Below are 24,849 nucleotides of genomic sequence, written 5' to 3'. Positions count from 1 at the left end.
GGAATAGCAAGAGGGTAACGGGCTAAAGCCACGTTACGATACATAAATAATTGATTTTCAATGAATTGAAAATGATTTTAACTTTCGGTATCCGCTAAATTTGCGTCAAACGGACTGACAGCCCCTGAAAACGTTGAGATAATTTACAGTAACCGGTTTCTGTAAAAGGTAGGCCATTCTCGTTAAATTATTGAAATTCAATAGGTTGAAAATTATCCTGAATTACATAGGGATTTTCCATTGGTGTAAATTCTATTGAAAAGTCTCCCAAAAGCCTATAAACGTTATAAAAATTTACTGTAATGGAAACGGATAACAAACGGAAGAGCACCTTTTCGGCCATAAGTATCAACCGGATAACAGCAGAACGTTTTCGGGCATACTCCAAGATCGTTTCCAGATCACATTCGGAAACCATTGATGCTATGATCGACTTTTTCGAGAAAACGAAAATCACCCCGAGGAACGAGGTCATGATTTCATTTATAAGGTTCCAGAACTATGTGATAGGGCGGTTCGATTATTTGGAAGAACTGTTACGAACCATGGAGCGGGAACAGATAATACCGACCCATGATATGCTCAAAAGCCTGTTCGATGGCACGGCGTTAAGGAAAAAAGAGCAACCCTTGCTTGTGGACAAAATGGTCATAAGAATGACCAAAGAGGAATGGGATATGGAGGAGGGAAAAGTTTCGTTCGAAAGATACCATGATGTTATAAAGGCCAGGGGCAAGGATAGACGCGTTTTTTCGAAAGTTCTAGACAGTATAACCAAAGTAGAACCCACCTTTGGCAAAACCTATTTTAAATTGGAAATCGATGAAACGGAATTGGATGGTATCCGACAAGAGCTAAGTGGAAAATAAGGAAACAAACCTAGTTTTGCACAAGCAGAATGCGCCCTATTTCGATTTTACTTTACGCTTATCTACCGGAATGCTATAAAATCGAAACAAGATCCATGCGCAAAGTTTTGAGGTAAGTATTTGGGACGAACATATTTCTACTAAGTGCTAAAAATGGTTCGTTTTAAAGCACCATGAAAATAACTGTTGGCGATAAACTTGTAATAATTTGATTAAAAAATTTAAACTAAACCCTTCATTTCACTCTTTTTGCTCACCTATTTTGTAATACCTTAATCATTTCTAAAGTTGATTTATGGTGTCTACCGGCTGCCATTTCAAAATCCGAAGGCACATTGTTAGCGCCAATCTTAATCCCGTCGTAAATGCCCGCTATAATCGTGCCCATAAACTCTCCCAATGCTTCTTTTCTATCTTTCGCATAGGCCTCAGCTGAAACAGGATGGTAGGCAAGGTCGGTGTTATATGCTTGATTGATAGCATCAGCAAGTTCTGCCTGGGTAATAGGTTTGCCCCCAAGATTATAAACATGCCCATCGTGCTTGTCATTGAGAAGCATTTGCGTATAGGCATAAGCCAATTCAGGCCTACTAGTATAAGCGCATTTACCATCGCCTGCACAGTTTCTGATTTCGCCTTCTTTTACGTACGTATCAATATATTCCAGATCGGGTTCGATGTAGATGCCATTTCTACCTATAGTCCATTGTAGACCTGATTCCTGAACATCTTTTTCCGTTTGCCGGTTACTTTTTACCACGGGGCTAAATGCAGTTTTTTCTTCGTCGCCAATGATACTTGTATAGACAATTTTTTTGACATCATTGGTTTTTGCGGCCTCGATTACATTTCTATGTTGCTGGATTCTATTTTCGGGTTTGTCCATCCCCGAAACCAATAGAACAGCATCAACTCCTTGTAAGGCTTTATCAAAATCGGAACGATTGTTATAATCTCCTTTTCGAATTTCAATCCCTAGATGTTTTGCTTTTTCAGGTGTTCGCGCGATGCCAATGACAGCGTCTTTTCCGATTTCTTTTGTCAGTTGTTTTACAATTGCTGATCCCAATTGTCCGCTTGCTGATGTTACTGCTATTTTCATATTATAAATGTTTTGTGTTAATCTTGTTTTTATAAAACTGTTTTTACGGCTTCTTCAATGTGTAATTGTGCCATATCTAACAAATTTTTATGGTTAAGTTTAAAAATGGATAATTCCGTACAAGCCAAAATTACAGTATGATTTTTGGCGTATTTTTCTATCGTTAAATGATAGTTTTTTATCAATTCTTCGGTTTGTGTTTCTGCATACACAGCTTTCCTTACTTGGTCGATAAATTGTCTGTCTTCTTCCGAAGGAAGTATTATTTCTATACCGTTTTTTGCGAAATTAGCTCGAATATAATTTGATTGCATTGTATATAACGAACCAACTAGAACTACTTGTTTCCAATTATTTTCTTTCACTTTAGAAATGCAAATTTGTACTGGATGAAGGATAGATTTATTAAATTTCAATCTGTCAATAGTTTCGTGAAGTGTAATGTTTGGGATTAAAAGATGTTGAACCTCTGTATTTTCAATCTCAGAAATATAAGCTTGAACAACGGCATCTAATTCTTTGGAAACATTTGGCAGTAATTGATTGATTGCGTCAAAATTGGTATTAAGTAAAACAAACGGACAGGTGCTATAACCGCCTTTTTTTTCATTGAAAACTCTATTTATCTCTTTTAAATAAAAGGCTGTAGTTTGACTCCCAAGTCCTAATATGCCAAGTGTTATTCCCTTCATTGTTTAATTTCTTTTCAGAATATAATCTGCGAAATAAGCTTTGCTGTCCATAATTTTGTTTTGTATTTCAAAATCGGTGTTTGCTATGATTTTGTTTAAAACAGTATCATTGTATTTTCTTGAAATTTCGGTATGAATTTTTTCCCCTTTGGTAAATGAATACATCCTTTCAGTAGCTTGAATTTTTACGGTTTGATTAGTTGTGCTAACTAGAAAGCTTTTGGCAATTCCTTCTTTTTGGGTGTATTCAGGTTGGTGTTTAAATTTATCTAACTTGAAATTTCCGCCCAATTCATTATTAATTCTGTCTAAAAGATTTAAATTGAATTTAGCTGTTACACCCTTGCAATCGTTGTAGGCAGGCAAAACAATGTCTTTTGCTTTTATCAAATCAACGCCTAACAATAACTTATCGTCAGTTTGTAAGTTTGAACCAAGATTGTAAATAAACTTAGAAGCCAATTCATCATTCATATTTCCAATATTTGACCCTAAAAACATCACTATTTTTGGTTTTTTACTCATTTTTAAAGAAGCCAAAATTTCAAAATAATCACCTTGTCGTGTTTGCACATTAAGATTTGGAATTTCTTTGTTTAAATCTTGTTTTAGAAGCTCTAATGCGTTAGCAGAAATATCAATAGGAAAGTAGTCGAAATTGTATTTCTTTTGGTCTAAAACCTTTAATAACTCTTTAGTTTTTGTTCCATCTCCAGCACCTAGTTCTATTAATTCGAAATAAGCATCGAGTTGCAGACCAAGGGCTTCAATTAATTCTTGTGTTTTATTTTGAAAAATATCTAACTCACTAAGGGTTAAATAATATTCGGGCAAATTCATTATTTCTACAAAAAGCGCATCTCCTTTTTTATTGTAAAAGTATTTTGACGGAAGCGTTTTTGGCGTGGATGATAATCCTTGGTGAACTTCGGTTATAAAAATGCTTTTCATATTATTTTGCTAATCGTATTCCTGTAAATTGCCATCTTTCCGATGGGGTGAAAAAATTTCGATACGTATTTCTACTATGATTTTTTGGTGTGGCTACCGAAGCACCACGAAGCACCATTCTATTACTCATAAATTTGCCATTGTATTCGCCAACAGCACCATTTTCTTTTTTAAAATTTGGGTATGCCAAGTACGCACTATTTGTCCATTCCCAACGCTTTCCCCAGTCCAACTGTTTAGAAGCTACTTCCCATTCAAATTCAGTTGGTAAACGCATACCCTTCCATTCAGCAAAGGCATTGGCTTCATAATAATTAATATGACAGAGTATGGCATTTTTGTCTACTTTTTGCAATCCGGAAAGGGTGTAGTAGAACCATTCGCCTTTAATTTTATGCCAATACATTGGGCCATTTATTTGATTGTCATTCACCCACGACCAACCATCATCCAACCATAAGTTAAAATCAGAATAGCCGCCAGTTTCCATAAATTCAAAGTATTCATCATTGGTTACCAAATGTTTGTTTATTTCAAAATTGGACACATATACTTTATGTACACCCAACTCGTTGTCGTAACAAAATCCATTTCCTTGATACCCAATTTCAAATACTCCTTCCGATATTTTCACAATTTCGTTTCTCGAATTGGCATCATTCACCAAGTTATAATCGTTATGAAAAACTGGGAAAAGGGGATTGTTCCCCAACATATATTTTACGTCAGTCACCAATAATTCTTGGTGTTGTTGTTCGTGATTTAGTCCTAAAACAACCAAATCCAAAATCTTTTTGTCGCGTGCTATTTTTAAGAAATCTTGCATTTTTTCATCTACATAATTTCTGTAAGCATAAATTTCATTCGTGCTTGGTCGAGACATATTGCCACGGTTGGCTTGCAAAATTCTATCGCCAGCATTATTGTAATAGCTGTTGAATAGAAAATTAAAATCGGCATGAAAAACTTTATAATTTTTTACATTAGGAAGTAAGATAAAGGTTTCAAAAAACCAAGTGGTATGTGCTAAATGCCATTTGGCAGGACTGGCATATTTTACTATTTGAATAGAGTAGTCCTCAATTTGTAAATGACTGCAAATTGCAACTGTTTGTTGTCTTACGTATTTATACTTTTCGCTTATGTTCATTTTAATTATTTAAGCTTTACTAATACTTCTATTTTTTCTAAAAGCAATTATTTTTTGTTTTATTATTGGTATTCTAATAATAAAACCAACACCTACAATGATTGCATAAATAATCCAAGTTTTTTCTAATATGGCCACGTGCAACAAACTCAGAATGATGGCCAAATAAGCCAGACTCTGTAGTTTTTTCCATTTTGATTTTAACCATTTCATCGATCTTCTATTGGTAGTGAAAAAAAGCGGAACCAAAATTAAAACAGCTACAAACCCGGCGACATAGTTTACTTGGGTAAACGTCTCCAGAAATCCTTCGCCCCAGATAAAGACTATAAAGTGCAGGAAACTCCATACGGCTGTCGCAACCCCCATTGCCTGTCTTACGAAAAGATTGGTAATGCCAAAAAGGATAAAAAAAGGTGTTAGGGTCAGAACGGCGGCCATCCATCGTATGGCAAACTCTCCGGTGATGTGATACAATAGCTCGAAAGTCGTTCTTCCTTCACCACCTTTGCCTTCAATTACCGAAACTGAAATACCGTTTGAAAAATCGATATGTATCATGCTGCCGATGATAAACAAGGGTAGTATTGACAAAATGGCAACTATCATCCATCCGTAATTTCTTTTAAGAAAATTCATTTTATTTTTTTGTGTTCAAGGGTTCTACTTCTTTTCAAGATTCCCGGTCTTTTGCTTTAACTGAATTGCATAACTGTTCATATAGTTCCTACCGGTGGCGGTCACCATAGTTTTGGCAATTTCCATCAGGGCATCTGCCTTCAGCTCGATTATTTCCTTATCCGTGTCATTCAATGCAAGCAGGTAATCACTAAGTTGGGCCGACCATTGAAAATCCCCGTCCTCAAAAGCTTTTAGGGCATTTGCCCGAAGTTTATCCTCCCCGCCTGCCATTTGTGCCATTTTTTCGGCTTCGGTCTTGGGTGTGAGTCGGTTCAAGTTGACAGGATTGCCATCGAACCAACCCAGATATCCAGTGAAAATGGAGCGAACGGACCAGTCGACACGGCCATAATATTCGATCAAATTAGGTTTTGAAGCAAGATGTTCGGGCAATTTTACGTAAGCCACCAACTGGTCTGGGGTCATGCCCTTGTTTATCCCTTCAATGGTCTTATCGAAAACAAATTTTATGGCATCACGGTAATCGGTCAGGGATTCCTTTACCTTTTCTTTTCCCACTATGGGGCGGGTGTGACCTGGCAATAAATATTCCGCATCTTCACCTAGCATTTTTTCTATGCTTTGGTACCAGCTTTGTACATCACGGTATTGCGAACCGCGGATGGTATAAAGATTAGGAAACGATTTGTAATAGGTGTCGCCAGTAAAGAGAACTTTTTGTTCGGGCATCCAGATATACATGTTGTCATAGGTTTCGCCGCTGGCAGCGACCAACTCAAATGAAATTCCGTCAATTTCAATTTTCTCACGCTCACCCGTAAAAAAATGGGTCGGACTGAATTCAACGGTTTCTTCCCCACGGGTAAACATGGTCCGTTTTTTATCGGGGCGCGGAGCAACGCCATTGTTGATATGGATGGAATCTGGAAGAATAATACCCGCTTGTCGTGCTCCGCGTGTATTTGCATAGGTCAACCCGGCCATCTTACCGGCCCTTGCCTCTATATTGAAACCCGTGTTTTCGCCCAATGCGCCTTTCCTCCCCCACACTTGGGGATTGTCCCCTTCAGCAAGAAAGGCCTGTATACCTCCAAAATGGTCGCCATGCCCGTGTGTGATGAGTATAGCCCTAATGGGTTTATCAGTTATTTGCCTGAATTTCTGTCGTAACGCTTCCATTCGAACGGGCGACTGTCCGGCATCGACTAAAATAATCCCGGTTTCGCCCTCTATCATAGCGACGTTGCTTACGTCGTGACCAACGGCGAACCACACATTGTCGCCAAATTTGATGATCTCGGGCACGAACTCTTTGTTCTGTTCCTTCAGAAGTCGGGTAGCCTCTGTTTCCTGGGCATTGGCGGTAGTTGTAAAAACTAGTAATGCCGTGATCAATGTAAAAATTGAATTTTTCATTGTGTTTGTTTTTTTATTTTTTAATGGTAATTAGCTCGGCCTTACCTCCAAATATTGTTAGTAATCGGTACTTCCGATTTTGACTTATCGTTTTTAAAAATACCTTCGTATCTACCATATTAGCATTATCAACATAAATAAATGTTTTACTATGAAAATTAGGTTCGAGCATTTGGAATAACGGTAAATACAAATCCTTCCAGCCATCCAATAATAATAGGTCTATGGGCTCCTTGTGTTTTCTTAAGGTCTCCATCGCATCGCCAATTCTAACTTCAACCAGGTCAGCTACGCCTGCTCTTTTAAAATTTTCAATGGCTTTTTCGGCTTTCGATTCGATTAATTCCGTGGTAATAATGCGACCCCCGGTTTCAATCGCTCCTTTTGCTAAAAACAATGTGGATATTCCAAACGAAGTTCCAAACTCGACGATGTTCTTCAGGTTGTTCTCTTTTATTAGTTGCGCCAAATCTTCTCCCTGTTCCTTGGAAATGGAGAGATAGGCCTCTTTAAAATCACGTGGTTGCATTGGTCTAACTATGCTTTTTGCTAAACCTTTCATTATTTTAAGATGGTCTTTCTTAGCATCTACCAACAAACGATTTAAAGTCGCTTCAATTCGTTCTTGTTGTTCAATTATCATTTATTGTTGTTGAAAATGTTACAGTGCAAAATTGTAGCATTTTCAAGATTCAATAACAATCAAAATGATGCTAAAAATGGTAAATGTGGGAATTACCGTAGTTGTGCCCTTCTAAATTCTTTGGGTGTTGCTCCCATTTTCTTTTTGAAGAATTTTGTAAAATTGGTTACTTCATCAAAACCAATATCAAAAGCAATTTCCTTAAAACTTTTTTCTGTACTGACAATGGCACGTTTGGTTTCCAGGATCACATAATTGTCTATAAAAGACTTGGCAGTATTTAAGGTGAATTCCTTAACCGTTTGATTTAGGAGTTTGGTGGAAACTAACATCTTTTCGGCGTAGTCCTTTACGTTTCGAGTTGTGGTATAATTAGATTCTACCATATCTTTAAATTGTATAAAAGTATTGTACCGTTTCGAATTGTTGATTTGTAGCTTGTTATTGTGTGATTTGCGTTCCAGTCTCAATAAATACAGGTCCAATAATGATGCGATAATATTTTTTCGGGCAAAGGTGTTTTCAGTTTCAAGTTCTGGAATAAGTTGATTTAACCAAGCTTCATTAAGTCTTTTATCTTGGGCAATGGGTGAGGTAATATGGTAATTGTAAAAGTGCGAAATTAATTTTATGGAGGATTTTGAAAAATAGTTCAATACAAAAGCTTCGGTAAATACTATCAAATACCCTTTATATGTTGCATTGTTTTGAAAAGCGTGCACTTGTCCTTTTGCTATTTTTAGCACCGTGCCGGCTTTTAAGGGATACTCCTTTAAATCAATTTGATGGCTTCCTGTTCCCTCGGTAACGATCAGTAATGCAAAAAAGGAAATCCTATGCGGTCGGGTCGGGTTGTGGTCTTCAATAGTGGGTATTCTTGCAAATAATTCGGTTAGATCCAAAAACTCGAAATCGTTCTTAGTATCGTTACTTTGAAATGATATGTTAGGAATATTCTTCAGAGCGGGTGGTGTTCTAACCGGTTAATCTAATGTATAATTAGTCTAAGATACGAAAACAACTAGTGACTATATTCATTTTGTCTGAACCAAAGTGCCCATTTCATAGCCCCATAAAACGGCCGTTAAAAAGAACAAAGGAGGAAAAGTGTTGAAGTCCTATTAATTGTTCCTTTTACGGGACGGTGTTCAATTATTGTTTTTGTTTTTCTGTTTTTCGTTCACACAAGTAAGCTCTAATCTTCCCAAATCCTTAAGAATTCAAAAAAGAACCTTAAACCCATCTATCAACATTTGTACGGCCATCATCACTAATATCATACCCATAAGGCGTTCAATGGCATGAAGGCCACGTTCACGCAAGATTTTATAAAGAAAAGGGGCCGTCAATAGTAGAATAGCTGAAAGACCCCAGGCCAATAAAAGTGCAAATAACCAATTTGACATTTGCCCTGTTCCATTTTGGGTCAAGAGCATTAGCATTGCTAATACCGAAGGTCCCGCGATCATAGGTATGGCAATGGGCACGATAAATGGCTCGCCTCCAGGTTGTTTTCCCATTACCCCGTCTTTATTGGGAAATATTAATCGTAATCCTATTATTAGAAGGATAATTCCACCTGCAATGGTTACAGACTCTTGTTGAAGATGTAAAAAATTAAGAATCTTTTGACCACTAAAAAGGAAGATCAGGAGGATGACGAGAGCAATCAATAACTCACGGAAAATAATAAATCGCTGACGTTTTGGGGGTATCCCTTTTAGCACCGATAGCAATACCGGAATATTTCCCAAGGGATCCATTAAAAAGAATAACAGCACGGCGGTCGACAATATAGAACTTCCTAAATCGGTCATATTTTTTCTCTTTATCTAATTTTTAGATGGTTCTAACAAAATACTACTTATTAAAACAATCGTTTAGAATATCAAAAGCTGTTTCTGCCATTCGATTCCCCTTATTATCCAACAACGGATTTACTTCGGTAAACTCAACACATACTACTTTTTCTGTTTCCAAAAAGCCAGTGATCAAACGCTTTGCTTCCTCAGGGCTAAATCCAAACGGGACAGGGGTGCCAGTACCCCGGGATACAAAATCACAATCTAAACTATCTACATCAAAAGTGATATAGATTGAATCACAATGGTCCAATTTTTCTATGGCTTCCCCAATACATTTTTGAAGCCCTCTGAATCTAACTTCCGGGACCGTATAGTTTTTAATGTTTTTACTAGCTATCAAATCATTTTCAGCTGCTTCAGTATCTCTAACCCCAAAAAAGATCAAATCTTCCGGCAGAAATTTAGGTGTACTTGTACCAATGTTTTTTAGCTTTTCCCAAGATTCAATGGTTGCCTTATCAGGATCATTTGTTTTCATGCTGGCATTGTCCTCTTGTAATGCGGCAGCTAAAGGCATGCCGTGGACATTTCCTGACGGAGAGGTATAAGGCGTATTTAGGTCTGCATGGGCGTCAATCCAAATAATGCCGAGACGGCCCTCTGGATTTGAAGCTTTAATGCCTGAGATTGTTCCATGGGCTGATGAATGGTCCCCTGATAGCACTAATGGAAATTCATTCTTTAACAGTGTTTCCTTGACCACATCTGAGACACGATTACATTGCTCTAGAACAAAACCAATTCTTTTCGCAAAAGAAGTTTTAACCTTGTTGTAAATAGTTTCGTTATGGGTTTTAACGTCAATAGATGGAGCCCTGCTAAAAAAACTATTTTCAGAATTTATTGCTGCTATTTCCATGGCATCAATACCCATGTCTGCTCCTCTTGTACCGGCTCCAATATCTGAGCGGTTTTTGATTATTCTTATATTGTCCATCATATTGAAATTGCGTTTATCGACTTTTTGATGATTTCCACACATTCCAGAAGTTGTTCCTTGGTAATGACCAGTGGTGGTGCAAAGCGTATAATATTACCGTGCGTAGGCTTAGCCAAAAGGCCATTTTCTTTTAATAGCATACAAATATCCCACGCTGTGGAGCTGTCTTCGGTATCATTGACCAGAATGGCATTCAAAAGCCCTTTTCCGCGAACACTTTTTATCAAGTCACAGGTAGAAATGAACGTATTCAGTTCTGTTCTGAAAAGTTCACCCATTTCAAAGGCATTTTCCGCTAATTTCTCATCCTTGACAACCTTTAAAGCAGCTATACCCACGGCGGCGGCAACTGGGTTACCACCAAAAGTGCTACCGTGGTTACCTGGTTGTATTACTTCCATGATATCATTATTGGCCAAAACAGCGGATATCGGATATGCGCCACCAGATATAGCCTTCCCCAAAATCAGAATATCAGGTTTGGTTTCCGGTATGTCGCTGCAATGTTTATCTGTACAAGAGCAATTTCCACAGGTAGCCAATAAGCGTCCTGTCCTTGCAATACCTGTTTGAACTTCATCAGCAATAAAAAGTACATTGTGCTCTTCGCAAAGGGTCTTTGCTTTTTTTAAATAGCCTTCAGAAGGGACATATACACCTGCTTCCCCCTGTATGGGTTCAACTAAAAATCCTGCAATATTTCTATTGTTCTTCAAAACTTCCTTTAACGCTTCGAGGTTATCGTATTCAATCTTTATGAATCCGTCCATGAAGGGCCCAAAGTTTTTCCGGGCGTTAGTGTCGTTTGAAAATGAAATAATGGTAGTGGTGCGCCCATGAAAATTGTTTTTGCAAACCACGATTTGAGCATTGTTTTCCGGAATGCCTTTTTTCTCATACGCCCACTTTCTACAAATCTTAATGGCAGTCTCCACGGCCTCTGCGCCGGTGTTCATGGGCAATAACTTATCAAAATGAAAGGTTTCAGTTGCGTATTGCTCAAACGCTCCCAGCATATTATTATGAAATGCTCTTGAAGTTAAGGTCAACGTTTGCGCTTGTTCAGTCATTGCCTTAATTATCTGAGGATGGCAATGTCCCTGATTTACGGCGGAATAGGCTGAAAGAAAATCAAAATATTTCTTTCCCTCTACATCCCACACAAAAACACCATCACCTTTGCTCAAAACAACAGGTAAAGGATGGTAATTATGTGCTCCGTATTTATCTTCTCTAGCAATTAATGCCGCTGTTTTAGTGAGTACCTCCATCGGTAGCGCGTTTTATTTTTTTTCGTTGTAAAATGAGATATATGATTCCGCCCAGTAAAAAAGAATCCACAAAATAGGCATGTGTTAATTCAAATAATTCCAAATAGGTACAAAAGGCTATTGCTGAAGCGCTGCCCCAACTTATTAGCGCCGTAAAATCCCAATCTTGGACATCTTCCAATTCGTAGCGTTGTTTTTTAATCCAAAAGAAATGTATCAGATATATGGAAGATATAGACGGGATCAAAACACCCAATGTGTTTAGAAAAACAAAAAAATATTCGGTAATGCCCAATAGGGCAAAAGTGATACCAAAGAAACTGGCAACCAAGGTCAGTTTTTTATAACCCCATTTGGTCTTTACGGTTGCAAAGGCCAAAGCAGCAGAAAATAGGTTCAAGGAATTCGTGACCCAGGTCGATAAGAACAACAAGGCAAAAGCCGGTAAGACCAAATCAAACTGTGTCATTATTTTTATAATATCCACCTCGCCTGTCTGAATGGCGGGTACAGCACTAAAATAAAGGGCGAATGGTGAACCGATTACAATCCCCAAAACGGCAATAAGGCTGTGTTTATCATTCCGGGTAAATCGTGAAAAATCAGCCATAAAAACAGGTAAAAAAACAGTTGAGCCCACAAGAATAGAGACCGCTTCAAACAAAGTCATTGTAGGATTTTCTGGTACAAAATCGACAATTTGAGCAAAGGACATTCCTTCATTAAAACTTACGTAGTAGACATAAAGCAGAAACAGGGCTAAAAAAGGAACGGCCAAATTGGTCAATCGTTCCAAGCTTTGAATACCGTAAATTGTGGTTGCAGTAATCAGAGCCCCCATTAGCATAATGATGGGCCATGCTGGTACCGCCATATCGAAAGTGGCATGAACGGTATCAACCACGGCTACAGAGAGTAATTCCAGAGTAACCGAAAACCAGCCCAAAAGGACTAGCCCAAAGACAAAATTCAAAATTTTGGCACCCTGTTTGCCAAAACTGAAATACAAAATCATATAAGTCGAAAACCGGGAACGATTACCGATTCTCGTGGTGCCTAGACACAACAATGACAGGATTAAAGTAGAAATGCCAAAGGCCCAAAGCGCCTTTTTAAAACCGACAGCCAAAGCCACTTCAGCACCCAAATAAAAAATGGTAAGCGAAAGCCCCGTGCCTGCTATTATCAGAGCAATGACCCAACCAGACCTGTAATCTTTTGGTTGTACTTTGGTGTTTGTATATTGGTCAGCCATAGCAGGGTCTATTCAATGGTTTGTAATAATTTGTTTAAAAACTTCCAGAATTTTTGGACGGAACTTAGCTGTACGCGTTCTTCGGGGGAATGCGCTCCAAGTATATTTGGTCCAAAAGAAATCATTTGCATTTTGGGATATACTCCCGCGATAATTCCACATTCCAAACCGGCATGTATCGATTCTACTTTGGGCGGAAATTCATTGATTTCTTCGTAGCACTTTTGTGCTATTTCCAACAAGGGACTATCGGGTTTGGGCTCCCATCCAGGATAGGGGCCGACTTCGTTCACCTTCGCAAATGAAAAGCTGTCACGAATCAGTTTTACCAACATATCACGTTCCGAATCTACCGAGCTTCGGCTATGACAGGCAAAAAATACCTGGCCCTCCCCAATTTTTGCAATGGCGATATTGTTAGAGGTTTGTACCAAACCTTCAACACCTTGTGTCCATGAAAATACGCCGTTTGGCAAATTTAAAATGGCATCGATGACGCTCTTTTGGGTTTGAACATCCAATACCCCAGTAGCATTTTCAGTTACTTCTGAGGTAATGGACAATTTTGGGTCCGTGCCCTCGTATTTTTTTTGAAGTTTGCTCTGAATGCTTTGAAAACCGTGTGGTAGCGCTGACAGTTTATCCTCCCGTATAGCGATTACCATTGTGCCATTTCTAGGAATTACGTTGGTGAGTGTGCCAACATTCATGGAATGCAGCCTACAATCAAATTTGGAAGTCAATTCTTTTAGGCATTCAACCAGGACCAGTATCGCATTGGCGCGGTTTAAATGAATATCTACGCCTGAGTGACCTCCGGTCAACCCATTTAATTGAATTTCAAAAAGCTCGTATTCCTTGGCATCCAAAAGTTTTATATCATAGCTGCCTTTGATTTCTACATCAACTCCGCCTGCGCAACCAATTGTTATTATATCATCTTCTTCCGAATCAAGATTCAATAAAATTTCTCCTGTCAACTGATTTTTAGTCAACGCCATAGCACCCGTCATTCCTTTTTCCTCGTCTATCGTAAACAAGGCCTCGACAGGCGGGTGCTCCATATCTTTGGATGACAAAACGGACATAATGGCCGCCACGCCTATTCCGTTATCGGCACCTAGGGTGGTTTCCTTTGCCTTTACCCAATCGCCATCCACATACATTTGAATTCCCTCTGTGGCGAAATCGAAATTTGAAGTAACTTCCTTTTGATGTACCATATCCAAATGCCCTTGGAGCACAACTGTCTTATGATCTTCTTTTCCATGGGTGCCCGGCTTTTTAATAATTACATTCCCCGTAGCATCTACGAAGGTTTTCAGACCTAAAGACTTTCCAAAAGAAATCATATAGTCAATGATTTGCTCTTCCCTGTTGGATGCCCGGGGAATTGCGTTGATGGCATCAAAATGTTGCCAGATGACTTTAGGTTCTAAAGCTGTAATCTTCATTGTTTAAATATTTTTTTAGAATGAGATAAAGGACAAAGGCAATACTAAATGAATTCAAAACCAAAATAGAGATAATCGTAATATACCCAAAGCGCCCTAAAAAGGCAAACAAGTAACAACCCGGTTATTTGGAGTAATTCGGCCTCTATAGAAAGGTAAGAAGTAACAACAATAATAGAAGCAATATGAATTCCATAAACTGATTTGTCTTATGGTACTTATTTTTTTGAAAAATCACCTACCCTTTGTTGGCTTTCTTTCGACATTATTAATTAGTGAGCAATTTTTCTGTCAAGGGTATTAATTCTGGATGACAAACAACCCCGTCATCTACAATTTGAATATCATCTAAAAAGATACTTGTCTTTGCTACTACACCATCAAAATGAGATTTAGCAGGCTGTCCTAAAGGCGGCATATCCATTGGGCTTGTATGGCCAAAACCAAAATCTACGCCTCCCCAAATACGTTCATCTTCAACAATTTCGCCACATAATTTTCTAATATTTGGACCAAAACCAAACATATTATGAGAAATCTTATACAGATTAGGATCGTCAAAAGAAGCTAGATACGCTTTGTATTTTTCAGCTTCAGCTCCTCCTTTTACCTCAGCAATGTTCCCGTCTTTCATTATAAACTCTAAATGATTGTCCGTATTATACACATCTGCATGTTGTATCATATCAAAAACAATAGTACCGTTCATGCTGTTTGTTTTTGGAACAACGTTTACATAACCCGGTGCGGTACCAAATATGGGTTTCGAATAATCACCACTATCAATATCGAATGAATAATTAAGATCTGTTTCATATGAAAGCTTGGTGCCATTAGAGCTAGTAATTGTAATGACTTTTGCTTTCATGGTCATTTCTTTTACTTTGTTTAAAAATTGTTCTAATATGCTAATATCAAAACCAACAAAAGTCCGTATTAAAGAAGGAATTGAACTTTCACCAATAATTAAATATCTTAATTTATTGTTATTCTTAAATGCTGTTTCCCAAATAGTTGAATACAGAAAAACGGTGGAATTTAATTCTATCCAGACATCTACATGACTCAAAGCTGCTGTTAAAACTTCTGATGGCCAATCTTTCATACCGGCTTCACCGTCTTGTTCTGCTTTAGGTGTCCATAAAATTAGCGATTTACCTCCTACAGCCGCTGTTTCCTTTGCCAATACGTCAGCGAATTCTCTGTTTGAACCCGAGTCACCTGTAATAGCCACTGTTTCACCTGGTTGAACCTTGAACATTTCTTCAATCATTACTTTGGCCACCAAGGCCTCCGGTGCAAGATTAATTGTAGTCATAACTTAATATTTTTGTATGAAAGGGAATATGTACTATTCCCCTAATTAATTAGTACAGCTAATAAAGCTGCTATTTAGAAGCTAAATGTAAATGTAGTTCCTACGGTAGCAGGGGTGCCTAGCCAGCCAAAACCAGATTCAGAATACTCTAAATAATATTTTTGGTCTAAAATGTTTCTAGCCCATAAAGACAATTTAACTTTGTTAATAGATAAGCTCGCTTGGGCATCTAACAATTGATACGCATCTGATGTAAAATCAGCTGAATTGGAGTCTTCCCAATATATTTTTCCGGTCCCGTTATAGTTTAAACTAAGATCCAAAGTCGTTTTCTCATTGAACGGAATGCTTGATTCCAAACCAAGGTTGAAATTGTTTTGAGGAACCAACGAGGTGTTTTTATCATTAAATTGATCTAAATCTCTTTCGGTTCCGCTTGCACCACCAGTAGATCCGCCTTCAGTAATTTTAGATTTCACGAATCCGTAGTTGAACAAAATATCCAAATACTTCGATACCCTCGTCTTGGTATCAAATTCGAATCCGACAATGGTACTCTTGTCATAATTAAAGTTACCAGGTGTAAAATCATCACCGGTAATAGCGAACTGTTGTCTGTTTGTAAAGTCAGAAAAGAATACTGAGCCATTTAAGATAAATCGATTGTTCCAAGAAGACGTTTTAAAACCTACTTCAAAATTATCTGAAAATTCTCCTTTAAAATCTCTATTGAATAATGGGGTTACTTTTGGGTTAAATCCTCCAGCACGATATCCGCGACCATAATTTGCATATAGCAATACATCTTTTGAAGACTGATACGACAATGATACTTTAGGTTGCAATACATTCTCTTTTTTCTCATCAGTTTGCCCATTTAACAAATCATTCAAATCAAATTTATCGCTATCAAAACGCAGACCTGCTGAAGCCGTTAGCTTATCAGTTAATTTATAGTCGAAGAAACCAAATACCGCTAAGGTTTTAAAAGTGGCTATGTAATCGGTAACTGCAAAATCATCAGTTAAAAAAAAGTCACTTTGGAAAAATGGCCGTTCAACATTTTGATAGAAACCGCCTAGACTCCAGTCAAATTTTGTGTCTGTTTTTCTATTGGTTAAACGTATTTCTTGGTTAAAGGACTTAGTATCATTGGTTTCGCCTTGATCGAGCCAAAAAACTTCGATAAAATCTAAATCACCAACTGTTTTTCTTTTCACGTTATTATATGAAGTAATACTTTGCAGTTTTACATTGTCCAAGCTATATTCTAAATTGAGATTGGTATAAAAATTCTGCATTTCAGATTCTCCAAATGTATCTTGTGAAATAACATTATCACCTTTATCCGGGTTTGGATTCAAATAATCTAAACCAACAGCAAAGAAATCATTATCTGCAGAACTAGGGTTTGTAGAGTAATACGTAGCACCACCTTTTGAATCGATATATTGGGCCGTAACATTTGCCTTAAACTGCGATGATAGTTTAAACATCATTTGTCCCCTAAGCGTAAATTCCTTTCTAAAGTCCACCTTTTTGTTTAAAAATTCGTTGGTCAACAAGCCATCAAAATTTTTGTACTGTGTAGAAAGACGGTAAAAAACCTTGTCTTTTTTGATGGCTCCTGATGATACAAAACCTGCTGTCAAGGCATTTCCATTGCCGTAACCTAAGGTTACTTTGTTTTTCATGGTATTCGTGGGTTCTTTCGAGTAAATATTAATGGCTCCACCGATGGCGTTTTTGCCATAAAGCGCCCCCTGAGGACCTTTTACAACTTCTATCAAAGCCAAATCGAATAATTCTTGATTTAACAAACTAGGGTCGGCAATGGTTACCCCATCTATTACAAAGGCAACAGGAGCATCGCTATTTCGAATTTGAGGAATACCTCGAATAATCAGTGAATTCACGCCGATAGCCTGACTTTCACTCAATTTAAGGTTGGGTACTAAATTGGCAAAATTGGCAACATTATTAATACCAGCTTTTTCTATCCCCTCACTATTAAAAGCAGTTACCGATTCGGGAGTTGTTTGTATAGAAGCGGTACGTTTTCTAGATTTACCCATGACACCTGCAAAGCCCTGCACAACAACACCCTCTAATTGTGCGGCATCTTCAGCAAGTGCTATATTAATAGTGGTTTGATCAGCGACTGCAATTTCTTGGGTCTTGAAACCGATATATGAAAATACAAGTATAGCATCAGCACCCACTGTTATTTCAAAATTTCCATTAAAATCGGTGGTTACACCGTTGGTCGTTCCTTTTTCAACAATATTTACTCCTGGTAGAGATTCGCTTCCGTCGGATATAACTCCGCTTATGGTTCGTTCTTGAGCCCAAGTAACAATTGGAATCAGCAATAAAATAAATAGAAGTTTTTTCATGAGTTCCTAGTTTAAATGAATATGAAGTGGTTTTTAATCTGCGGCTAATGTAACTGATCACTATTATTTTCGATTCCTTTTAATTATTAACTTATTATTTAATAATTTTAAAAGTATAATAGGAATTTATGAAAAAGCAGGAATTTGACTCATTGACCCTTACATCAGAATATTTCAGCATCCTACTAAAGGAATTACTAGACGTTTTCAAAAACAAGCATAGGTTAAATGAGCTGCCAAAATCGATGCAACTATACGGATATGGGAACTACGACGAGAACCGCCCCAACCTTAAAAACGATTTCGAACATATCGGAAACGACACTATTAACGGAAAATACCTCTATGACAAGACTCGCAGCTTTCATAAGGGCAAACCCTTTATAAAACTGAACAAATACTATAAATCAGTCATTTTGCTCTATATGGGTTATGAGGATGTTCAACAATTCCTAGACGCTCATAAGCTTGATAAAGAAAAAGAAAGGAAACAACTTGATTTATTGTATGATGGCAAGACCAACAAAACCTATTATTTCATCAACTACTATTTTGGTGAAGATGATGTGATCCTGAAAGGGGAAACGATCATCTCGAACAATTGGAAAAAAATAAAGCACTCTTACGTGTACCCCCAAGATGATGGCTCGTATCAAGAACACTTTAGCTTTGGAACTATAATTCGAAGGGAAGACACCCTGCATATTAACGCAAAAGCCTTGTTGGATGGAACATTGGTCGAAGGGGCCAGTGAAATTTACTATATTGGCCATAACGATCCCACTAACATTCAATTTTTAGTGGGAACCTATTGCACTTTTGATATCTATACCAACACAGTGGCTGGGCAAAGTATATTGGAACGTTGCGAATCGAAGGAAGACATGGAAAAGAGATCCAAAAGCCCCGTTATTCCGCCCTATATCGCTTTGGAAATCCGGAACAAAAGGATTGTTAACGATAGCATTGTACCCAAGCATTTTTTGGAGCTTTCCGAAAATAGTCCATATGCATCAATTTATGGTAGCTTGCCCGGCACCTATGAAATGAAATTCGAGTTCCCTGATGGCTTTATCGAAACCTTGAATTTTAAGATCGTATCCACGAATTATAAAATAGTGGCCTTGACCGAAAACGTCTATTTTGAAAAGGACGCATTGAATCTATTGAACAAGGGATCTATAGTACATTTTAGTTTCGATTTTGCAGGCATCATCGCTTTTGACCGGGTGGATATTTATTTTAAGACCTATTACCTTAAGGAAGATAGCGAAATGCAAAAGGGCGTATTCAGTGGCATCGATAATGAGAATCGGTTGGTCAATGGGGAGGTTGGCATTCGTTTTAACAAGGCCTAATTATCTAATAACCCAAAACGGTTCCTCAAAAAGGCCATTTTGTAGGACTATTTCTTAATTGGAAAAACCAGAATCCAAAAGTGTCCCAAAAGCGGTCTCTTTTAGTAGTTTCGTTAATTGACATTTTATGGGAGTGATATAATTAAATTTTTAGTCCTTTGTTAGGTTTAGCCAACACCTACAGCACTTTTGTTTTCTTTCATTCCGCAAGCTACATTCACTCCAAAATAAGAGCTTCCGGTTCCGCACAATACAAGTTGTGATTATTAATACTTAAGACATTGTTAAAAAAATATTATTCACAACCTGTATTTGTTGCCAATGCTTAATCCCAAATTTAACCTATCATCGCATAGAAAAGGTGAAATATTATTTTCCTACATCCATCACCATAGCAGAACCTCTACAGCCTCATCCAAAACCTCTACACCAAACTCACGGACATACGCCTTAGTAGTTAAAACACTTTGGTGACCAAGCGTCTCTCCAATTATATCAATGCTAACTCCTTTCTCGCGTAGGCACATGGCAAAACTATGTCTTGCAACATAGCTAGTGACATTTTTGGTTATACCTGCTTTCTCTGCCAGTATTTTTAAACTTTTATTATACTGCCCAAGTGTTTTATGTTTCCGATTCTCAATTTGAGTAGGTGTCATACAATCATATAACAAGATCGGGAAGACGAAGTTTGTATCTGTCCTGTTCTGATTATAATAATCCAATATTACCTTGACAGGAGGTACAATCTTTATGGAAAAATTCCCTTGAGTTTTCGCTCTTGCGTAGGTGATTCGTTTCTTAGTAATATCAGACCATTTTAGTCGCATCATGTCGGCAAAGTTCATACCTCTAGTATAGAAGCTAAATAAAAAATAGTTCTTGGCATTGATAAGTTGAATATCCTCTCCACAATCAACTTCTTTAAAAGATTCAACTTCGGATATGGTTAGGGCATGCTTGATTCGTTTGCCCCGAAGTTTAGATATTTTGTATTTATGGAAAGGGTATAGGTTCTGCTTAATTAAATCTCTACGAATTGCTAAGTTAAAAATCGTACGTAGGCTTCTCATGCGTACAGAGATCCCTCCATTTGAACCGCCTCTGCTCCTAAGAAAGACTTCATACTTATCCAAGAATGTAACATTGATTTCGCGCATATATAATACGGGTCTGTTATGAAATATTTTTAAAGAGTTTAATGTATCTCTATTTGTACGAGCATAACCCATTCTTCCAGATAATTCTAAATCTCTGACCACGGAATTCCAAAATTCAAATAAATCGATTTTACTTCTCTTTGAACCAAATCGGAAACGGTTTTCAAATTCATTGAGGGTAAAATCAACATCCTCTATTTCAAATTCAGAAATGATGTTCCGTGCTTTGATTTTAATTGTGTCCAACAAACGATTATTCTGCATCGCATTTGGATGTCTGGTTTTGAAACAATGTTCTTTTTCATCCCATAATACTTTTTTGACCAAAAGTCCAGTAGCTATAATTTTTTTTTGTCGGTCTTTTAGTACCTGTAAAATAATGGAATGTTCGCCCTCAGCGTTTGATTTGTTCTTCAATTTTAATTTAATACTTACCATGCTTTTTTCTTAAGGGGTGAAACATAGGTGAAACAAATCCCACCTTTTTTGAAAACGCATGAAAACAATTAAAAACAAAAACCCAACAAATACAAGGGTTTCCAGGGATTGAAGAAAAATGAAAACAAATGAAAAGACAAATATTCGCGCTTACAAGCAGGGGGTCACTGGTTCGAATCCAGTAGGGCCCACATTAAGCACAATCCCGATGAAGTTTACTCCATCGGGATTTTTGTTTTCAAGGCGCTTGAAGTTTACTTCATAAGAATACAGAAAACAAAAATCCAAGTTCGCGCTAAAGCGCATCGAGATTGTATTTGCAGTAGGGGTTTTCTAATGGATATGCAATCCAGTAGGATTCACATTGATTATCAATGAGTTATCAATTTTTTACCAAGGTAATTCTTTTTTGTTTGCATAAAATTGGCATTATTAAACGACTATTTTGCCAATATAAAGAAATCGTTCTGATACTATTTCAAAAATCCTTATTTTGTGGAAACCATATGAACATAAATTCAACGTATCTACCAAAACCATGAAAAGGAAGACGGCCGCGGAAGAGCTCCTTCGAATGCTAAATAGTGTTTTATACAAAAAAAAGCAAAAGTCGGGTACTGCTGGGAAAATTATCCAATCGAATAAAAGTTGGTGGAAAGAGGGTATCCTCTACCAAATCTACCTCCAGAGTTTTAAGGATACCGATGGCGACGGTTTTGGTGACCTTAATGGAGTTGTCGAGAAATTGGACTATCTCAAAAGCATTGGCATCACTATGGTATGGATAACCCCATTCCTAGAATCCCCCATGGTCGATAACGGCTATGATGTGAGCGATTACAAAGCCATACACCCCCGTTACGGTACTATGGAGGATTTTGACAGGATGATTTACGGTCTGCACGAACGGGGAATCAAGTTTGTACTCGATATGGTCGTAAACCATAGTAGCGATCAACACGAATGGTTCAAAGGGGCAAGCAGCTCCAGGGACAACGAGTATTACGACTACTACCATTGGTGGCCCGCAGAAAAAGGTGAACCACCATATAGGCATAGTTTGTTTGAACCAGAGGGCGCTTGGGATTATGTCGAAGCGGTCGACGCATATTATCTGCACACGTTCACGGGGAAACAGCCCGACCTAAATTGGGAGAACCCCAAAGTTCGTCAAGAAGTATATGAAATCATGAAATTTTGGGTCGAAAAAGGGGTAGACGGCTTTCGTATGGATGCCTTTCAATTTGCAAGTAAGGACACTACTTGGCCCGAGTTTCCTGAAGGGCACGAAAAGGATTATGTCAAATGGTACGGTCTTCTTCCTCAATTACACGTGTATTTAAATGAAATGTACAATCATGTCATAGGGAAATATGATGTATTTGCGGTTGCCGAAGGGACCGGAAGCACTTTCGAGGATGCCCATAATCTAGTAGATACGGACCGCAACGAACTTCAAATGGCCTATCACTTCGAGACGGTGAATCTGTCCCAAACACCTGAAGGATACTCCCTATTGGATTTTAAGGGTGTTTTTTCAAAATGGGACGATGCGTTTTCCGAAAACGGGTGGATCGCCATCTTTCTATCCAACCATGACAATGCCCGTTTGGTATCTCGGTTCGGTAATGACAGTGACGAATTTAGAACGGTATCCACCCAATTATTGAATACTTTCTTAATGAGCATGCGAGGCACACCTTATCTCTATTACGGGGATGAAATCGGTATGACCAACATCGATATGCCCAACATCGAAGAATATACCGACATCGAGGCCCAAGGTAGATATCAGAGCGCCTTAAAGGCCGGTGCCGATATGGAAGAGTTCATAAATACGCTCAACTACAATTCCCGAGAGAACGGACGTACGCCGATGCAGTGGGATGCATCCGAAAACTCAGGTTTCACCACGGGCGACCCATGGCGCCATGTCAATCCGAACTATACTGAGATAAATGTAGCCAAGCAGGAAACAGACCCTAATTCCGTACTCTCCCATTTTAAACGAATGACTGAAGTGCGCAAAAAAAACCCGGTCTTGGTCTACGGGGATTATACCTTGTTGCTTCCGGAACACGAACAGGTCTATGCCTTTACCCGCGAGTTGGATGAGGACAAAATGTTGGTACTCCTGAATTTTTCCGAAACTGAATCCACAATAGAGTTGGATGAACTGCAAGGACTGACATCTGAGAAAGTTGTCATCGACAATTATGAAGGTACTGCCGTTGAAGGAGCTTACCTAACCCTTAGACCATACCAAGCCATACTGTTTTCATTGGGTTGACCAATTCTTCAATCAAAAAAAGGAACCTATTCGTCATTGACCAGCCCCAAATACCGTCTTCAAATCAGTGTTGTTGTCAGCATAAGAAGATGGGTTTATATCGTTATTTGAATACCTTTATGTCGATATCCATAAAACCTTGGGATAATCCCCAATGAAAAGTGTTGATCAAATCCGGCCTTGAAATAATTTACTTTTAATTGCAGTAATCCGATGTTCATATGAGTTCTTTTTTTTACCTAATTTCAAGTATATGTTTTTAATAGATGTAGGTTATGAAAATCCCCCAGTTAATATTGTTATTCTCTTTTTTAAGCCTAGTAAGCTGTACCCAGGAAAATCAGGAAAAAAAAGTCAGTTGGGTTTCCTCAACACAAGATAAACAATGGCAGACGCAGGTTGAAGTCCCCCTTTCCGTTTCCAATGGTCCCGTGGATGTTGAAATTCTAATGGATCGGCCTTTACAGGAAATTGAAGGTTTTGGAACTTGTTTTAATGAATTGGGTTGGGAATCACTTAGCTTCTTGTCTGACGAAGATCGTGAGCAGATAATGGAAGAGCTATTCGCCCCTAACAAAGGGGCTAATTTTACCATTTGCCGCATGCCGTTGGGGGCCAATGATTTTTCAAAAGAGTGGTACTCTTATAATGAAACAGAAGGGGATTTTGAAATGAGGAATTTCAGTATTTCGAATGACCTCACTACCTTGGTGCCCTACATAAAAAATGCATTGAAGTACAACCCGGATCTAAAAGTATGGGCGTCACCGTGGTCACCTCCTGTTTGGATGAAAAGAAATAAGCACTATGCCTCAAGATCATCCCTCATGCCTGAGAATGTGCCAGATTCAGTAAAAACTATGATGAGGGATGGTTTTGGAATGGATTTAACGGGAATTGATAACGGCCTCAAACCTGGGCAAGAAGCCCATGAAGGAACGGATAACTTTATTCAAGAGGAAACGTACTTTAAAGCCTATAGCCTATATTTTTCAAAGTTTATTGATGCCTACCGCGATCAAGGCGTTGACATTGCAATGGTGATGCCCCAAAATGAGTTCAATTCCGATCAGGTTTTTCCCAGTTGTACATGGACCGCCAAAGGTTTAAATCGGTTTCTGGAGCATTTGGTGCCAAAAATGAAGGCGCAGAATGTTGACGTATTTTTCGGGACCATGGAGCGACCCGACCACCGACTGGTAGATACTATTTTGAACAATCCTAAAATCAAAGAATCAATAAAAGGTGTTGGTTTTCAATGGGCAGGCAAAGAATCGATTGCACAAATTCATCGGGATTATCCTGAGAAGACCTTATACCAAACCGAACAAGAATGTGGCAATGGCTATAATGATTGGGCCTACTGTACTTATGCATGGGGACTTATGAAACATTATTTAAAGAACGGCACCAATGCATACATGTATTGGAATACATCCCTTAAAGAGGGGGGTAGAAGTACTTGGGGTTGGCATCAAAACTCATTGGTGAGTGTCGATACTACCAACAATACCTATAAATACAATTATGAGTACTTCCTGCTTAAGCATGTGAGCCATTATGTAAAACCTGGGGCAAGACGTTTGGAAACCAAAGGAAGATTCACAGATCTCCTTGCCTTTGAGAATAAGAACAAAAG

General features: G+C 38.2%; 20 protein-coding genes. 4 read left to right on the top strand and 16 right to left on the bottom strand.

Translation table 11 applies throughout. The features are described 5' to 3' along the window. Positions 1 to 302 precede the first annotated feature (302 nt). The gene (locus WBM98_RS13625) at positions 303 to 869 is read left to right on the top strand and encodes a BfmA/BtgA family mobilization protein (RefSeq protein WP_424366572.1); all 567 of its coding nucleotides are present in this window, start codon (positions 303 to 305) and stop codon (positions 867 to 869) included. A 253-nt stretch (positions 870 to 1,122) separates the two neighbouring features. On the opposite strand, the gene WBM98_RS13620 is transcribed toward WBM98_RS13625, so the two are convergent. From WBM98_RS13620 to WBM98_RS13550, 15 genes are all read right to left on the bottom strand, one after another. Further along, a complete protein-coding gene (locus tag WBM98_RS13620; protein ID WP_424366571.1) occupies positions 1,123 to 1,971 on the bottom strand; it encodes an SDR family oxidoreductase in 849 nt (282 codons plus the stop codon). Positions 1,972 to 2,000: 29 nt separating this feature from the next. Further along, positions 2,001 to 2,663 (bottom strand): aspartate/glutamate racemase family protein, encoded by a 663-nt coding sequence (locus tag WBM98_RS13615; protein WP_424366570.1) that lies wholly within the window; start codon positions 2,661 to 2,663, stop codon positions 2,001 to 2,003. A 3-nt stretch (positions 2,664 to 2,666) separates the two neighbouring features. Beyond that, positions 2,667 to 3,614, bottom strand: coding sequence for an L-histidine N(alpha)-methyltransferase (locus WBM98_RS13610; RefSeq protein WP_424366569.1), 948 nt, complete (start codon positions 3,612 to 3,614; stop codon positions 2,667 to 2,669). Between the two features lies 1 nt (position 3,615). Then, a complete protein-coding gene (gene egtB, locus WBM98_RS13605) occupies positions 3,616 to 4,764 on the bottom strand; it encodes an ergothioneine biosynthesis protein EgtB (protein ID WP_424366568.1) in 1,149 nt (382 codons plus the stop codon). A gap of 9 nt (positions 4,765 to 4,773) precedes the next feature. Continuing rightward, positions 4,774 to 5,403: a ferric reductase gene (locus tag WBM98_RS13600; protein ID WP_424366567.1), complete on the bottom strand. Its 630-nt coding sequence runs from the start codon at positions 5,401 to 5,403 to the stop codon at positions 4,774 to 4,776. Positions 5,404 to 5,427: 24 nt separating this feature from the next. Then, positions 5,428 to 6,822, bottom strand: a complete 1,395-nt coding sequence (locus tag WBM98_RS13595) for an alkyl sulfatase dimerization domain-containing protein (RefSeq protein ID WP_424366566.1) — start codon at positions 6,820 to 6,822, stop codon at positions 5,428 to 5,430. A 13-nt stretch (positions 6,823 to 6,835) separates the two neighbouring features. Next, a complete protein-coding gene (locus WBM98_RS13590) occupies positions 6,836 to 7,465 on the bottom strand; it encodes an O-methyltransferase (protein ID WP_424366565.1) in 630 nt (209 codons plus the stop codon). Positions 7,466 to 7,557: 92 nt separating this feature from the next. Further along, positions 7,558 to 8,367: a helix-turn-helix domain-containing protein gene (locus tag WBM98_RS13585; protein ID WP_424366564.1), complete on the bottom strand. Its 810-nt coding sequence runs from the start codon at positions 8,365 to 8,367 to the stop codon at positions 7,558 to 7,560. Positions 8,368 to 8,685: 318 nt separating this feature from the next. Further along, entirely contained in the window at positions 8,686 to 9,282 is a 597-nt protein-coding gene (locus WBM98_RS13580) for a YhgN family NAAT transporter (protein ID WP_424366563.1), read from the bottom strand. A gap of 43 nt (positions 9,283 to 9,325) precedes the next feature. Then, the gene (locus WBM98_RS13575) at positions 9,326 to 10,270 is read right to left on the bottom strand and encodes an arginase (RefSeq protein ID WP_424366562.1); all 945 of its coding nucleotides are present in this window, start codon (positions 10,268 to 10,270) and stop codon (positions 9,326 to 9,328) included. After that, the gene (gene rocD, locus WBM98_RS13570; RefSeq protein ID WP_424366561.1) at positions 10,267 to 11,541 is read right to left on the bottom strand and encodes an ornithine--oxo-acid transaminase; all 1,275 of its coding nucleotides are present in this window, start codon (positions 11,539 to 11,541) and stop codon (positions 10,267 to 10,269) included. Before rocD ends, WBM98_RS13575 begins: the two co-directional genes overlap by 4 nt. After that, on the bottom strand, positions 11,525 to 12,796 hold the full coding sequence (locus tag WBM98_RS13565; RefSeq protein WP_424366560.1) for a purine-cytosine permease family protein: 1,272 nt from the start codon (positions 12,794 to 12,796) through the stop codon (positions 11,525 to 11,527). The genes rocD and WBM98_RS13565 overlap by 17 nt, the downstream gene beginning before the upstream one ends. 8 nt (positions 12,797 to 12,804) lie before the next feature. Next, the gene (locus WBM98_RS13560) at positions 12,805 to 14,250 is read right to left on the bottom strand and encodes an aminoacyl-histidine dipeptidase (protein ID WP_424366559.1); all 1,446 of its coding nucleotides are present in this window, start codon (positions 14,248 to 14,250) and stop codon (positions 12,805 to 12,807) included. Between the two features lie 268 nt (positions 14,251 to 14,518). Further along, positions 14,519 to 15,568, bottom strand: coding sequence for a hypothetical protein (locus WBM98_RS13555; protein WP_424366558.1), 1,050 nt, complete (start codon positions 15,566 to 15,568; stop codon positions 14,519 to 14,521). 74 nt (positions 15,569 to 15,642) lie between these two features. Further along, positions 15,643 to 17,964, bottom strand: coding sequence for a TonB-dependent receptor (locus WBM98_RS13550; protein ID WP_424366557.1), 2,322 nt, complete (start codon positions 17,962 to 17,964; stop codon positions 15,643 to 15,645). Positions 17,965 to 18,092: 128 nt separating this feature from the next. Between WBM98_RS13550 and WBM98_RS13545 the strand changes: the two genes are divergently transcribed. Beyond that, positions 18,093 to 19,322 carry a hypothetical protein gene (locus WBM98_RS13545; protein ID WP_424366556.1) on the top strand — a complete coding sequence of 410 codons (1,230 nt, stop codon included), beginning with the start codon at positions 18,093 to 18,095 and terminating at the stop codon, positions 19,320 to 19,322. A 386-nt stretch (positions 19,323 to 19,708) separates the two neighbouring features. Here the strand turns inward: WBM98_RS13545 and WBM98_RS13540 are convergent, their stop codons facing one another. Then, complete coding sequence (locus tag WBM98_RS13540) at positions 19,709 to 20,920, bottom strand: phage integrase SAM-like domain-containing protein (protein WP_424366555.1); 1,212 nt, start codon at positions 20,918 to 20,920, stop codon at positions 19,709 to 19,711. A gap of 538 nt (positions 20,921 to 21,458) precedes the next feature. On the opposite strand from WBM98_RS13540, the gene WBM98_RS13535 reads away from it, so the two are divergent. Together WBM98_RS13535 and WBM98_RS13530 are read left to right on the top strand one after the other, a co-directional pair. Beyond that, complete coding sequence (locus tag WBM98_RS13535; RefSeq protein ID WP_424366554.1) at positions 21,459 to 23,210, top strand: glycoside hydrolase family 13 protein; 1,752 nt, start codon at positions 21,459 to 21,461, stop codon at positions 23,208 to 23,210. A 275-nt stretch (positions 23,211 to 23,485) separates the two neighbouring features. Then, positions 23,486 to 24,849 (top strand): glycoside hydrolase family 30 protein (locus WBM98_RS13530; protein WP_424366553.1); only part of this gene is annotated, 1,364 nt, incomplete at its 3' end.

Origin of the sequence: Maribacter sp., from assembly GCF_049667165.1 — a bacterium.
Taxonomy (GTDB): domain Bacteria; phylum Bacteroidota; class Bacteroidia; order Flavobacteriales; family Flavobacteriaceae; genus Maribacter_A.
The sequence above is the reverse complement of the archived record's forward strand: the minus strand, read 5'-3'. Positions and strand labels throughout refer to the sequence as shown.